Source organism: uncultured Cetobacterium sp., assembly GCF_945952365.1.
Taxonomy (GTDB): Bacteria; Fusobacteriota; Fusobacteriia; order Fusobacteriales; family Fusobacteriaceae; genus Cetobacterium_A.
Window position 1 is genome coordinate 53,296 of sequence record NZ_CAMFHX010000015.1, and the last position, 13,516, is coordinate 66,811.

General features: G+C 31.2%; 14 protein-coding genes. 2 read left to right on the top strand and 12 right to left on the bottom strand.

Annotated elements, in window-relative coordinates; all coding sequences use genetic code 11:
* The first annotated feature begins 152 nt into the window (after window positions 1-152).
* Window positions 153-428, top strand: a complete 276-nt coding sequence (locus Q0O83_RS07080; RefSeq protein ID WP_294095621.1) for a hypothetical protein — start codon at window positions 153-155, stop codon at window positions 426-428.
* A 28-nt stretch (window positions 429-456) separates the two neighbouring features.
* Here the strand turns inward: Q0O83_RS07080 and pcp are convergent, their stop codons facing one another.
* From pcp to secA, 11 genes are read right to left on the bottom strand one after another with little or no spacing between them, the layout of a single operon-like run.
* Window positions 457-1,098: a pyroglutamyl-peptidase I gene (pcp, locus tag Q0O83_RS07085; RefSeq protein WP_294095622.1), complete on the bottom strand. Its 642-nt coding sequence runs from the start codon at window positions 1,096-1,098 to the stop codon at window positions 457-459.
* A 16-nt stretch (window positions 1,099-1,114) separates the two neighbouring features.
* Window positions 1,115-2,032 (bottom strand): DUF979 domain-containing protein, encoded by a 918-nt coding sequence (locus Q0O83_RS07090; RefSeq protein ID WP_294095624.1) that lies wholly within the window; start codon window positions 2,030-2,032, stop codon window positions 1,115-1,117.
* A 12-nt stretch (window positions 2,033-2,044) separates the two neighbouring features.
* Window positions 2,045-2,707: a DUF969 domain-containing protein gene (locus Q0O83_RS07095; RefSeq protein WP_294095627.1), complete on the bottom strand. Its 663-nt coding sequence runs from the start codon at window positions 2,705-2,707 to the stop codon at window positions 2,045-2,047.
* A complete protein-coding gene (gene hslO / locus Q0O83_RS07100) occupies window positions 2,704-3,585 on the bottom strand; it encodes an Hsp33 family molecular chaperone HslO (protein WP_294095628.1) in 882 nt (293 codons plus the stop codon). The genes Q0O83_RS07095 and hslO overlap by 4 nt, the downstream gene beginning before the upstream one ends.
* 11 nt (window positions 3,586-3,596) lie before the next feature.
* Entirely contained in the window at window positions 3,597-4,094 is a 498-nt protein-coding gene (locus Q0O83_RS07105) for a helix-hairpin-helix domain-containing protein (protein ID WP_294095631.1), read from the bottom strand.
* 19 nt (window positions 4,095-4,113) lie between these two features.
* Window positions 4,114-5,505, bottom strand: coding sequence for a coproporphyrinogen III oxidase (locus Q0O83_RS07110; protein WP_294095633.1), 1,392 nt, complete (start codon window positions 5,503-5,505; stop codon window positions 4,114-4,116).
* 16 nt (window positions 5,506-5,521) lie between these two features.
* On the bottom strand, window positions 5,522-6,325 hold the full coding sequence (locus Q0O83_RS07115; protein WP_294095635.1) for an undecaprenyl-diphosphate phosphatase: 804 nt from the start codon (window positions 6,323-6,325) through the stop codon (window positions 5,522-5,524).
* 11 nt (window positions 6,326-6,336) lie between these two features.
* Entirely contained in the window at window positions 6,337-7,332 is a 996-nt protein-coding gene (gene rfaD / locus Q0O83_RS07120) for an ADP-glyceromanno-heptose 6-epimerase (RefSeq protein ID WP_294095637.1), read from the bottom strand.
* A gap of 5 nt (window positions 7,333-7,337) precedes the next feature.
* Entirely contained in the window at window positions 7,338-8,180 is an 843-nt protein-coding gene (locus Q0O83_RS07125; RefSeq protein ID WP_294095638.1) for a PHP domain-containing protein, read from the bottom strand.
* A gap of 55 nt (window positions 8,181-8,235) precedes the next feature.
* Window positions 8,236-8,973, bottom strand: coding sequence for a hypothetical protein (locus tag Q0O83_RS07130; protein ID WP_294095640.1), 738 nt, complete (start codon window positions 8,971-8,973; stop codon window positions 8,236-8,238).
* A gap of 8 nt (window positions 8,974-8,981) precedes the next feature.
* The gene (secA, locus tag Q0O83_RS07135; protein ID WP_294095643.1) at window positions 8,982-11,603 is read right to left on the bottom strand and encodes a preprotein translocase subunit SecA; all 2,622 of its coding nucleotides are present in this window, start codon (window positions 11,601-11,603) and stop codon (window positions 8,982-8,984) included.
* 184 nt (window positions 11,604-11,787) lie between these two features.
* On the opposite strand from secA, the gene Q0O83_RS07140 reads away from it, so the two are divergent.
* Window positions 11,788-12,819: a putative sulfate exporter family transporter gene (locus Q0O83_RS07140; RefSeq protein WP_294095646.1), complete on the top strand. Its 1,032-nt coding sequence runs from the start codon at window positions 11,788-11,790 to the stop codon at window positions 12,817-12,819.
* Between the two features lie 26 nt (window positions 12,820-12,845).
* Here Q0O83_RS07140 and gmhB read toward each other — a convergent pair whose 3' ends face one another.
* Entirely contained in the window at window positions 12,846-13,391 is a 546-nt protein-coding gene (gene gmhB / locus Q0O83_RS07145; protein WP_294095648.1) for a D-glycero-beta-D-manno-heptose 1,7-bisphosphate 7-phosphatase, read from the bottom strand.
* Between the last annotated feature and the right edge of the window lie 125 nt (window positions 13,392-13,516).

Genomic DNA, 13,516 nt, shown 5'->3' on the forward strand with positions numbered 1-13,516 from the left:
AACTTATTATATAAATAACCAACAACCCTCCAGTTGAAGGTTAGAAATACCCGTGTGAAGAAGAGGTGTTCCCGTCATCTCTTCTTTTTTATTGCTTTTTTATTTTTTTTTAGCTACAATTTCAGTATCTTAAAATATTTTAGGAGGTAAAAATGAAAATAAAACCTATTGGTAAAAGAGTTTTAGTTGAAATCATCAATTTAGAAGAAAAAACTTCCACTGGTATAATTTTAATCCAAAATAACGAGGAAAAAAATTATAGAGTTGGAAATATTATCTCTTTAAGTAATGATTCTGAAATTATTGAACAATTCAAACTTAATGATAAGATTATATTCTCTAAAAAATCAGGTATTAAAATCTCTCATTCATCATCTGAAAAAACTTTACTCGAGCTAGATGAAATTTTAGGAGTTGTTGAAGAATAAAAAAATCCCCAAAATGGGGATTTTTTTATTAGAACTCTTTACCACCAGAAACTTTAACATCAACTTCATATTTTTTTAAAGCTTTCACTGCACTTTCTAAGGCTTTTGTTATTGTAGAAACTTCCATATAAGGCATATTTTTTTTATCTACAACTTGTTGAGTTATATATGGAACATGTATAAATCCACCTTTTATATTTAAATTATTTTTAGAAATATAGTAAAGTAATGAATACATTATATGATTACAAACATATGTTCCTGCTGTGTTTGAAACCGAAGCTGGAATATGAGCTGCTTTAATCTCTTCAACTATCCCTTTTATAGGAAGTGTCGCAAAATATGCATTCTCTCCATCTTCATAAACAGGTGTATCTATAGGTTGATACCCTTCGTTATCAGGAATTCTTCCATCATCCATATTTATAGCTACTCTTTCAACAGACATATCATATCTTCCACCAGCTTGTCCTATACACATAACTACATCTGGCTTATGCTCATCTATACCTGCAAAAAGTTTCTCTGCTGATTTTTTAAATACCGTTGGAATTTGAAGTTTTATTACCTCAATCCCATCAACCATATCTTGCATCGCATTTACTGCTTCCCAAGCTGGATTTATACTTTCTCCTCCAAAAGGATCAAATCCTGTAATTAAAACTTTCATTTCTTACCTCCTAAATTTAAAATGCTAATAAGTACATAAGTACTATATGAATTAGTAAAAGAGGTACTGCAACAGCTACCTGCTTTAAAATAACTCCATTTTTATTTTTCATCTCTAAAATTGATGCTGGAACTATATTGAAATTAGCTCCCATAGGAGTTAATAGTGTTCCACAGAATCCTGCTGTAAGACCTAGTGCTCCAACTACTGCTGGGTTTCCACCTTGAGCTATAACAAACGGATATCCTATCCCTGCTGTTATAACAGCAAATGCAGCAAATCCATTTCCCATAATCATAGTAAATATAGCCATTGCTAAACAATAAACTATTACTCCTGCTAAAATATCTCCTTCAGTTACAAAACTTCCCATTATTGAAGCTATAACTGTTCCTACTCCTGCTTTTGCAAAAACTGATCCTAAAGATCCTAAAAGTTGAGGCAAAATAACAGTTGGTCCCATTTGTTGTAAAATTCTACTTGAATCGTAAGGGATATTTTTCAACTTTTCTTTTGTTACTAACATTGTAACTAAAAGAGCAACTAAAGCTCCTATCCCAAGACCAATTAATCCACCTAAACTTGTAAATTGAGCAATCGCAAATGCCACAACTCCAATTAACCCAGCTGGAATAAATAGTGTATTTCCAATTTTATGAGCTTGATTCTCTCTGAACTCATCGCTACTTGTTGTAAATGTTGCAAGTGAAACTGATTTAGTTGCACTTAGAACTCCCATAACTAAAAGTAAACCTCCAACTACTGCTGGATTTACATAAGGTCCTCCTATAAATAAGAAACCAAATATCATCCAAAAAGCTGTTGATCCTAATCTCTTCGGATTGCTTTTATCTAAAAATGAGTATACTCCACTAACTAATAAAATAACTCCGCAAAGTATATACATAAACTCTAATAACATCGTTGTATTCACTAAAATTTCCTCCTACTTTGCTCTTAATTTCTTTATTTTTCTGTCTAAGTTATAATATTGAATATATGCTAATATCAATGTTATAATTGCCACTGGAATAGAAGCTTTTGCTACATCGTAAGCCTCTACTTTTACTCCAAGCTCTTGAAGAGTTCCAACTATTAGTAAAACTCCTGATGAAGCTACGAATACATTTTGTCCAAAGAAATTTGCATAGTTTTCAGAAGCATTTGTGATACCTTTTAAATCTTCATCTAACTCTTCAGAAACAACCCCATCCTTTTCAATAGCACCTTTTGCCATTGGATAGATAAGTGGTCTAATAAATTGCACATGTCCACCTAATCTCATTGATAAAACTGCAGCTAACATTCTAACAGTTACATATATCGATAATACCTTTCCTGCTGTTGCACCTTTTAATTTAGAGATACAAATTGATGCTCTCTCTCTTAATCCATTTCTCTCTAAAATTCCAACTACAGAAAGTGTTAATAATAGTAGTGTCATATATCTTGTTTGAACAAATGCTGTTCCTAATATATTTAAAACCTCAACAAAGTCAATTCCAGCAACTAATCCAGTTGCTATTCCAGCCATCAAAACAACAGCTATCGTATCTAATTTGATTACAAATCCAATTAGAATAATTAATACCCCTATTAATTTAATCACAGTACTTCACCTAAATCCTCTCTTTTGAATGAATATCTTTTTCCACAGAAGTGACACTCAGCTTCAACCTCTCCCTTTTCAGCTAGAATCTCTTCTAATTGAGTTTTTCCTAATGTTATAACTCCTCTATAGAACTTTTCTCTATCACAGTTGCAGTTATACTTTATCTCTTTTTCCTCTAAAATTTCATAGTTTTCAATCAATGTTTCTGGATTTTCATCATTCATATCATCATATAAAAGATGTAACATTGATTCTAAATTCATTCCACCTCTAAACAATTCAGTTACGCTTCTAATAGCTCCAATTTTTCTTTCTAACTCAACTATGAAACTCTCCTCTGCATCAGGTAGAAGTTGAATCATATATCCACCAGCTGATCTAACTGTAGTTTCATTTTCTAAGTCTACACCTAAAGCTATAACTGTAGGTGTTTGCTCTGAAGTTACAAAATAATAAGCTATATCATAAGCTATCTCTCCACTTGTAATTGTAGAAATCCCTACATATGGTTCTTTTAAACCTAAATCTTTTATTACATTTAAAGTTCCTTGCCCTACTAAATTTTGAACATCTGGTTGACCATTCTCTTTTGCTGGTAAGTCTGCATCTGGGTTTGAAACATACCCTTTTACACCATCTTTATTTATTGTTGCTACCATTGTTGATAGTGGTCCATCTGTAAGTGTTCTAAGAGTTAAAACATCATCACCTTTCAATGTAGCTCCCATCATAACTGACGCTGATAACAGTCTTCCAAAAGCTGAAATAGCCGTTGGGCTACACTTATGGATATCTAAAGCCTCTTGAACAATATCCTTTGTGTCTACAAGAACAAATCTTGCATTTTTACTTACTCCTCTTATTAATCTACTCATTTTCATCACCTCTAATAATCTATATAATCTTTTAATTCCTCATATCTTTTTTCAGATATGACTTTTTTTACTTCTAAATTATTTCTAAAAATACCACTTTCATGGTATTTTCTAATACTTTGGATCTCTTTTTTAGTAAATCCATAATATATTAAAGTTTTATCATCTACTTTATTTACATTGAATCTTTTCATTTTAAAGTTTTTAGGTTCTTTAAATTTAAGTTTTAATTTTTCAGCAGTTTTAGCTCCTATTCCAGATATTTTTGTCATGTCTGAAAGTTTTCTAAAACCACCAGTGATATCTCTATACTCAACTATTTTATCTACATAGCTTTTCGATATTCCACTTTTTAACATATCTGCTGCAGTAGCACTATTTATATCTAACAATAAATTATTCGATTCTAAAGTGTTTTTACTTTCTATAACCTTAAATTCACTCTGCACTAACCCAAAAGAAGTTAGAGAAAAAATTAACATTAAAGCATATAAAAATACCTTTTTCATAAACACCTCTCTCAAAATTTTATGAGAAAAACTCTATTTTCTTCTTATGTCTTAACTTCATTTCAGCTATGTAAAGTGCTGGATCTTTTGGATTAACCAATCTTTCTATCTGATCGTTGTACTCTGTATCTTTGTGAATAGATTTGCTAATTGCTCCTCCACCTAATCCCATAGTTTGCTGATTTTCCTCTATCATCTCTATATTAAATCTAGATTCTGCTCCTGGAATAGAATAACCTACATTCTCTCCCCACTCTAAACTATTCTTTTGACGATACATATAGTAAGGCTCCATGCCTTTCTCTTTCACTAATTCTGTAATTGCACCCTCTACAATTTTTCTTTCAACCTCTGATTCCTCAAAGTTCTCATGGTAAAGAAGCGAACCTTTTTTCTTTGCTAAAGCATGAACCGTTAGGTTTTCTATATCATACTTTTTTAACTCATCTAAAGTATGTATTATATCCTCTACACTTTCACCAGGTAATCCTAGAATTATGTCCATATTCAAAATAAACCCTAACTCTTTAATATCTTTATAAACTTCATCAAAGTGTTCTCTGTTGAATGTTCTGTTTAAAGCTTTTAAAGTTGACTCTTTAAAAGTTTGCGGATTTAAACTAACTCTATCCACTCCATATTTTTTTAAAATATCTAACTTCTCTCTTGTTATAGCATCCTCTCTTCCAGCTTCAAAAGTGAACTCTTTTAAATTTGAAAGATCTATATGTTTATGAACAGCTTCTAAAACTCTTACAGTATCCTCAGCAGTTAAAGTACTTGGAGTTCCTCCGCCTATATAAAGAGATTCATACTTAAAGCCTCTCTCTTTCGAAAGCTGACCAACCAGCTCAATCTCTTCTAAAAGTGTCTCTACAAATTTAACATAAAATCTTCCTAAACTACTGTTGATTTCATAAGATGCAAATGAACAGTATCTACACTTCGATGGACAGAATGGAATTCCAATATACATATTCATAGCGTCTTTATTCAGTAATTTCTCTTCTGTTTCAATAACTCTCATCAGAAGTTCTATTTTTTCAAAACTAGCTAGATACATATTATTTAATAACTTTGAAACTCTCTCTTTTGAAAAGCCCATTTGAAGAAGTCTTCTTGTCATTTTTGTAGGTCTTACACCCACTAAGCTACCCCAAGGATAGTTTTTATTGTAAGCTTTTAAAAGCCCACCTTTTAACATTATCAAGGCCTGATCCTCAATTAAATTTTCAAAGTTTTCCTCTTCAATAAAAGCTTCTTTTCCATCTATTTCAACTTTTACAAGAATTTTATTCTCTGAATAACTCACTTCACCTTTTATATCTTTTTCTACGCCCTCTGGTAGTAGAATTCTTACAAACTCCTCTACACTTTTTATACTTAGAGGAAAGTTAGTAACTATTGACACTTAAATACACCACTTCCTATTTCATTAATAATAAAACTAATAATCCAATTATGATTCTATATATTCCAAAAACCTTAAATGTTCTCTTTTTTATATAACCCATAAACCAATTTATAACCACATACGCTACAACAAATGATACAATCGATCCAACTATTAATAATTGCCACTCTAAAGATGTGAAATTAAGACCATTCTTTAATAACTTTAACAGTGTAGCTCCTGCCATTGTTGGTATTGCTAAAAAGAATGAATACTCTGCTGCTGCTGCTCTAGATACACCTAACAATAAAGCTCCTACAATCGTTGCTCCAGAACGTGATGTTCCTGGAATCATAGCTAAACATTGGAAAAATCCTATTCCAAATGCTAATTTGTATGACATCTCTTTTATCGATGTTATATTTCCATTCAGTTGCTTTCTCTCAACCAGAATGAAAATAATTCCGTAAAGTATAAGCATACTCGCAACTACAGTTGTATTATCCATAAAAAATTCTGATATATAGTCATCAGCTAAAAGTCCGATAACTCCAGCAGGTAGAACCCCAACTATAATTTTACTCCATAATGATAACTTTCCTGTAAACTCCTCTTTTGTTTTTACAAAAGGGCTTAAATCCTTCCAGAAATAAGCTACAACTGATAAAATCGCTCCAAACTGAATTATAACTAAAAAGTTATCCATAAAACCTTTTGATACAAGAGGAGAGTTTATAAATCTCTCCACCAATATCATGTGACCAGTACTACTCACCGGAACAAACTCTGTCATTCCTTCAACAATTCCTAGTATAATAACTAGTAAAAATGGATTCATGCTGTTCCCTCCTATAAGTAGCTATCCTCTTTTTTAAGGTATGTAACATAATCTGCAACGCCCTCTTCTAAAGAACAGAATTTTTTTGTATATCCAGCTGCTTTTAATTTATTCATAGAAGCTTCTGTAAAGTATTGATATCTTCCTCTTAAATCCTCTGGCATAGGAACAAACTCAATAACTTCCTCTGTTTTCATTTCAAAATTTCCACTAGCATTTTTCATTGTTTCCATAGATAAGTCATGGAAGCTTCTAGCTTCTCCAGTTCCAATATTATAAACTCCTGAAGCTACTTCATTAAACATACAGAAGTACAACATATCTACTACATCTTTTATGTAAACGAAATCTCTTAATTGCTCACCATCTTTATATCCCTCTTTATGAGATTTAAATAACTTTACTCCACCATCTGCATTAAATTGATTGAATGTATGGAATACCATTGATGCCATTCTTCCTTTATGGTACTCTTGTGGTCCATAAACATTGAAGAATTTAGCTCCTATCCATTGCTTTGGTGTCTTTTCTTGCTTGAAAGCCCAATCATCAAAGAACTTTTTAGAATATCCATATTTATTTAGTGGCATCAATTTTTTTAGCTCTTCAGGTGTCCCTTCATCGCTATACCCTTGCTCTCCAGCTCCATAAGTAGCTGCTGAAGATGCATAAACATAAGTTATCTCTTTTTCAGCACAGAAATCCCATAACTTTTTAGAATACTCGTAGTTATTTTTCATTAAAAGATCTCCATCTCTTTCTGTAGTTGCAGAGATAGCACCCATATGTAAAATTGCTGTTACTTTATTTGCATTTTCCTTATTTTCTAACCAAGTAAATAGCTCATCTCTATCACACCAATCAGCGTAATCTCTTTTTCTTAAATTTAACCATTTCTCTTCTGTTCTTAATTTATCTACAGCTAAAATATCGTTTATTCCCATCTCGTTTAATTTCCAGATATAAGCACTTCCTATAAATCCAGCTGCTCCTGTTACTATAATCATTTTTCTTACTCCTCCTTACATTTTCTTTCTAATAAATCTTTAATTTCTTCTGCAGATATTGATGAATGAGCTATATCTACTCCCACTCTATTTCCACCGTGAAAATCTGAACCACCGACCATTAAAAGATTTTTACTCTTTGCCAGTTCTTTATAATATTTTGTTTGTTTTGGAGTGTAAGAGCTATATTCAACTTCTAATCCATCTAAGCCTGCTTCTATCAATAAATCTAGTATTTTTTCAACTTTTTCTACAGAATCACATACTAAACTTGGATGAGCTAAAGCTGAAACTCCATTACACTCTTTTATAAGTTTAATTATTTCAAAAGGGTTTGAACTTTCTTTCTCTATATAGGCAGCACCTTTTCTTCCTAAATACTGTTTAAAAGCTTCCCCTTTTGTATAAACAAAACCTTTTTTCATCATAGCATTACATATATGGGCTCTACTTATTATACTTCCAGTTGCTTCCTCTTCTATCTCTTCTAAAGTTATTTTTAACCCTAACGAATTTAATCTTTTTACAATTTTTTCATTTCTATTACTACGAGCTTTTTTTAACTCTATTAGTTTAGACGATAATTTTTCAGACTTTTCATCCAAAAGATATCCTAAAATATGTATTTCATAACCATCATAAGAGCATGAAAACTCAATTCCAGATATAAAATCTAAATCTAAATTTTTAGCTATTATTCTAGCCTCGGATATCCCTTCCATAGTATCATGATCAGTTATAGCTATTCCAGCTAAGCCTGTATACTTTGCTCTTTTTAATAACTCCTCCACTGTGAATGTTCCATCTGAATATGTTGTATGAGTGTGAAGATCATACTTTTTCTTCATAATATCCTCCTACAAGTAAATATGGCGCCTTTATTTCTAAAGGCGCCACATTTTTTTAGTCATCCCACTTTTCTAATTTTGAAAAATACTCTGAATAAGCAAGGTATAAAGCCTTTGCATTTATATTATTTTTCTCTATCTTTGTTTTTTCTGTCTTTTTATACATATCGTTAACTTCTATAATTCTAGGTGAAACTTCTACAAAATACCAAGTTTTAGAATCGAAGAATTCTCCTCTTTTTATAAACTTATTTAAAAGTTTTCTAAATCTTTTTATCTCTTTTTCTGTTAAATCATCTTTTTTAGAGAATGCAACTATTTCAGCCCACTCCTCTTTCGTAGCTACTTCATTAGCTATATGATTTGATGGGTTAGCCATTCTAATATATGACTGAGCTACCATGTACTTTGCTAATCCTGCTGGATCTTTAAAGTTTTCATCTTTTAAATAGTATTGTCTTGGAAGTTTTTTTATAGTCTTTTCTAGAATAGCGTTAAACTCCTCTTGATCAGCTTCTGTTATATCTCCCTTTGTTTTTAAAGAATCTAAAAATTTAACTTGTTTTTGATCTAACTTTTGATTTCTAGCTAAGAAACTTATTGGTTGATCAGCACCATACCAATCCTCTAACTCAGCTTCTCCTACAATTACTTTTGTAAAAGTATCTTCCCAGTTTTTCATAGCTACTGTATCAACTTTATACTTCTCTTGTAAATTAGTTTTGTTTTTATTAGCTGAACTACATGCTGTTAATGTAGTTAAAATTGCTATAAGAATTACAACTTTTTTCATTTCTCCTCCTAAACTCTTCCACAACATTTTCCATAAATTTTTCCACTTCCACAGTTACAAGGTGAATCAAACTCTAACTCTTCCCCTTCTCCTGGGCTTAAGACTTCCTCTTCTGGATTTCTTACAACAACTTTAAACATATAAGATGTTGTTTCTGCTTTTATTGTTGAAAGCATTCTTGAATACATATCTCCAGATATAATTTTATATTCAACCAATGGATCTTTTTGTCCATAAGATCTTAAATAGATTCCTTCTCTAAGAGCATCTAAAGCTTTTAAATGTTCTCTCCATCTTGCATCTACTACTTCAAATAAAACATATTTCTCTACTTTTCTCATAATTTCTGATGAGAGTTCATTCTCTTTATTTTCATACTCTGCTGCTATAGATGTATATAATTTTTCTGCATACTCTTCAACTGTAGATGATTTATACTCTTCTAAATCTGTAATTTCATAACCATATTTTTCTATTAAAGAATCTTTTACTCCAACGATATCCCACTCATCTTTAAATTCTCCAACAAATCTTTCAACAACTATATCAGAAACACTTGATTTTAACATTCCTAAAATTGTTTCCTTCAGGTCATCTTTTTCAAGAGCTTCATTTCTACTCATGTATATTGCTTCTCTTTGTTTATTCATTACATCATCGAATTCAAGCAGATTTTTTCTAATTCCAAAGTTTCTAGATTCAACCTTTTTCTGTGCATTTTCAATTGCTTTATTTATCATTTTATGCTGAATAGATTCACCTTCAGGTAGACCTAATTTTTCCATAACGTTTTGAATCCTTTCAGAACCAAACAGTCTCATTAAATCATCCTCTAAACATAGATAGAACTCAGATGCTCCAGGGTCTCCCTGTCTTCCGGCTCTTCCTCTTAATTGGTTATCTATTCTTCTAGATTCATGTCTCTCTGTTCCTAGAATAAATAATCCTCCAGCTTCGATCACCTTTCTTTTCTCCTCTTCACACTCAACTTTATATTTATCAAGTATCACAGGATATTCAGCTGCATCTCTAGCTCCAATTTCAGCAATTGCTCTAAACTCAGGATTTCCTCCTAACATTATATCCGTTCCTCTACCCGCCATATTTGTAGCGATAGTTACTGCACCATATCTACCCGCCTGAGCTACGATTTCAGCTTCTTTAGCATGCAACTTAGCATTCAGTACGTTATGAGGTATCCCCTTCTCTTTTAGTAGTTCTGATAGCTCCTCTGAACTTTTTATAGATACAGTTCCAACTAATACTGGTTGTCCTTTTTTATGTAGCTCTTCAATTCTAGTTATAATAGCATTAATTTTCTCTCTTTTAGTTTTGTAAACTAAGTCTGGGAAATCTGTTCTTTGTATCGGTCTATTAGTTGGGATTACAATTACCTCTAAACCATACGTATGCATAAACTCTGCTGCTTCTGTTTCTGCAGTTCCAGTCATTCCAGCTAATTTTTCATACATTCTAAAGTAGTTTTGAAGAGTGATTGATGCAAGAGTTTGGTTTTCCCCAGCTACATTTACTCCCTCTTTAGCTTCTATTGCTTGATGCAATCCATCAGAGTATCTTCTACCTTCCATAGCTCTTCCTGTGAATTCATCTATTATAACAACTTCACCTTCTCTAATTAGGTAATCTCTATCTTTTATGAATAACTCCTTAGCTTTTAAAGCTTGATTCAGATAGTGTGTTAACTCAACATGTTCTGGTGAATATAGATTGTCTATATTTAAAAGTTGCTCAACTTTTCTAATCCCTTTGTCTGTTAAAACAATATTTCTAGCTTTCTCATCTACTTCATAATCTCCCCACTGCTCATCTGGGATATTCATCTCTTTTTTTGTTTTTGCATCTTTTATTTTTTCAGTTTCTACACTTCTATCAAGTCTAAATGCAACTTGGCAGAAAATTGAATACCACTTTGTTGTTTCTGAAGCTGCCCCTGATATTATTAGAGGTGTTCTAGCCTCATCTATAAGTATCGAATCTACTTCATCGACAATACAGAAGTGAAGAGGTTTTTGAACTTTATCTTCCACTTTATTAACCATATTATCTCTTAAATAATCAAATCCAAACTCAGAGTTTGTACCATAAGTTATATCTGCTTCATACGCAGCTTTTCTTAAGCTATTTTCCATTCCATTTACGATTACTCCTGATGTTAATCCTAAGAAATCATAAACTCTTGCCATTAAATCTCTATCTCTTTGAGCTAGATAATCATTTACAGTAATAACATGAACACCTTTACCTTTTAAAGCATTTAAGTAAACTGGAGCTGTGGCAACTAATGTCTTTCCTTCTCCTGTTTTCATCTCTGTTATCTTTCCTTCATGAAGAACAATTCCACCAACTAATTGAACATCGTAGTGTCTCATTCCATGAACTCTTTTCGAAGCTTCTCTTACAACTGCAAAAGCTTCAACTAAAAGATCATCTAATGTTTCTCCTTTTTCTAATCTTTGTCTAAATTCATAAGTTTTACCTTTTAACTCATCATCCGAAAGCTTCTCAATCTCAGGCTCTAATGAGTTTATCATTGTTACTAGTTTTTTAATTCTTTTAATCTCTCTGTCGTTTCTTGTACCAAAAATTTTCTTTAATAAATCTCCAAACATTCTTACGTCCTTCCTAGCTTTTTTGTACTTATTTGTTACTAAATATATTACCACAATTAGATTTATTAGTCAATTTATGGGCTGTATTAAGATTTTTGAATCACGGTTCAAAAAAAGCTATTAAATTATACAAAAATATGTTATATTGTAAATAAAGTAACAATGTATTTTAGGAGGTTTTATTTTGAATAGTATTAAAAAGATTGTTCCTGGTTTACTAGTTTGTATTTTAATTGCTCAGCTTGGACTTTTTCTTGGGAAATTTATCCCTAGTGTTGGTGGAGCACCTCTAGCTATTTTTTTAGGATTAATTGCTGGTAACACATTTGCAAAATCTAAAAAATTTGCTGCAGGATCTAAATTCTCGGAAAGTGATTTATTATCTTATTCTATTGTTCTATTAGGTGGAACGTTGAGTATAAACACAATTTTACAACTAGGTTTTTCTGGTATATTTTTTATTATCTTACAAATGGGATTAACAATTGCTCTTACTATGTTTATTGGAAAGAAATTAGGATTTTCTAAACATTTTAGTGCTTTGATGGCTAGTGGAAATGCTGTTTGTGGTTCATCTGCTATAGGAGCTACCTCTCCGGTTATAAAAGCAAATGATAATGACAAAGGGATTTCTATAACTATCGTAAACTTAACTGGTACATTACTTATGTTTGCATTACTTCCTATTGCAAATCTATTATATAACTTTAATACTCTTGAAACATCAGCTCTTTTAGGAGGTATTTTACAATCTGTCGGTCAAGTTATTGCTGCTGGAAGCATGGTTAATCACAAGGTACTTGAATTAGCTACAATATTTAAAATAGTTAGAATTGTGTTTTTGGTTATTGTTGTATTTTGGTGTTCTAAAGAATTTAAAAATAATAATGTTGAAAAAGAAATAGAGGCAGATACAAAAATATCACTTGAAAATGAGGCTTATTCTAAACAGAAAAACAGTTTATCTATTCCTTGGTATATAATTGGCTTCTTTATTCTTTGCGCTCTTTTCAGTTTAGGACTTATTCCTGACACTTTTTCAAAGACTTTTAAGTTAATTTCATCAAAATTTGAAATAATAGCATTAGCTGGAATTGGAATGAGAATAAATATTTCTGAACTTATAAAACAAGGTCCGAAAGCTTCTCTTTATGGAATCTTAGTTGGAATATCACAAATAGTTATTGCCGTAGTTTTAATAAAAATATTTTTATAAAAAAAACTGGATTTTTCCAGTTTTTTTTATTTTATAATCTTAGAGATATCTAAAAGATCTTTTCCAATCAAATATTCTTTTTTAACATCATCTTCAATATTTTTTCCATACCCTGTTAATATTAAAATTGATTTCAATCCAGCTTTTTTTCCAGCTTCTAAATCACTTTTTTTATCTCCAATCATAAATGAATTTTCTATATCTACATTATATTTTTTTATACCCTCTAACAACATTCCTGGATTTGGCTTTCTACAATCACAATTTTTTTTATATTGATCCAAACCTTTTTCTGGATGATGCGGACAGTAATAACATTCTAAAATATCTATATCGTGTTTTTTTAGTTCTTTTACCATTTCATTGTTTAAAGCTTTTAAATCATCCTCAGAGTAATATCCTCTAGCTATTCCAGATTGATTAGTAACAACTATAAATTCATACCCCATTTTTTTTAATTCTTTTAAACCATCTATCACATTTTTTTCAAATTCGAAATCTTCCCATTTGTGTAAATAAGATTTTTCAACGTTTATAGTTCCATCTCTATCTAAAAATATAACTTTTCTCATTCTTATAAAACTCCTTTTTGTTTATATTATATCATCCCAAAAAGTTATTTCTATATTAATTTTACAAAAAATAAAAAAAAGATTGGCAACTTCCTATCCTCCCAGGGGGCTGCCCCCCAAGTACT

Coding starts and splice junctions, on each gene's coding strand:
- Q0O83_RS07080 (WP_294095621.1), top strand. CDS start 153: ATGAAAATAAAACCTATTGGTAAAAGAGTTTTAGTTGAAATCATCAAT.
- pcp (WP_294095622.1), bottom strand. CDS start 1,098: ATGAAAGTTTTAATTACAGGATTTGATCCTTTTGGAGGAGAAAGTATA.
- hslO (WP_294095628.1), bottom strand. CDS start 3,585: ATGAGTAGATTAATAAGAGGAGTAAGTAAAAATGCAAGATTTGTTCTT.
- Q0O83_RS07105 (WP_294095631.1), bottom strand. CDS start 4,094: ATGAAAAAGGTATTTTTATATGCTTTAATGTTAATTTTTTCTCTAACT.
- Q0O83_RS07115 (WP_294095635.1), bottom strand. CDS start 6,325: ATGAATCCATTTTTACTAGTTATTATACTAGGAATTGTTGAAGGAATG.
- rfaD (WP_294095637.1), bottom strand. CDS start 7,332: ATGATTATAGTAACAGGAGCAGCTGGATTTATAGGAAGTGCTTATATC.
- Q0O83_RS07125 (WP_294095638.1), bottom strand. CDS start 8,180: ATGAAGAAAAAGTATGATCTTCACACTCATACAACATATTCAGATGGA.
- Q0O83_RS07130 (WP_294095640.1), bottom strand. CDS start 8,973: ATGAAAAAAGTTGTAATTCTTATAGCAATTTTAACTACATTAACAGCA.
- secA (WP_294095643.1), bottom strand. CDS start 11,603: ATGTTTGGAGATTTATTAAAGAAAATTTTTGGTACAAGAAACGACAGA.
- gmhB (WP_294095648.1), bottom strand. CDS start 13,391: ATGAGAAAAGTTATATTTTTAGATAGAGATGGAACTATAAACGTTGAA.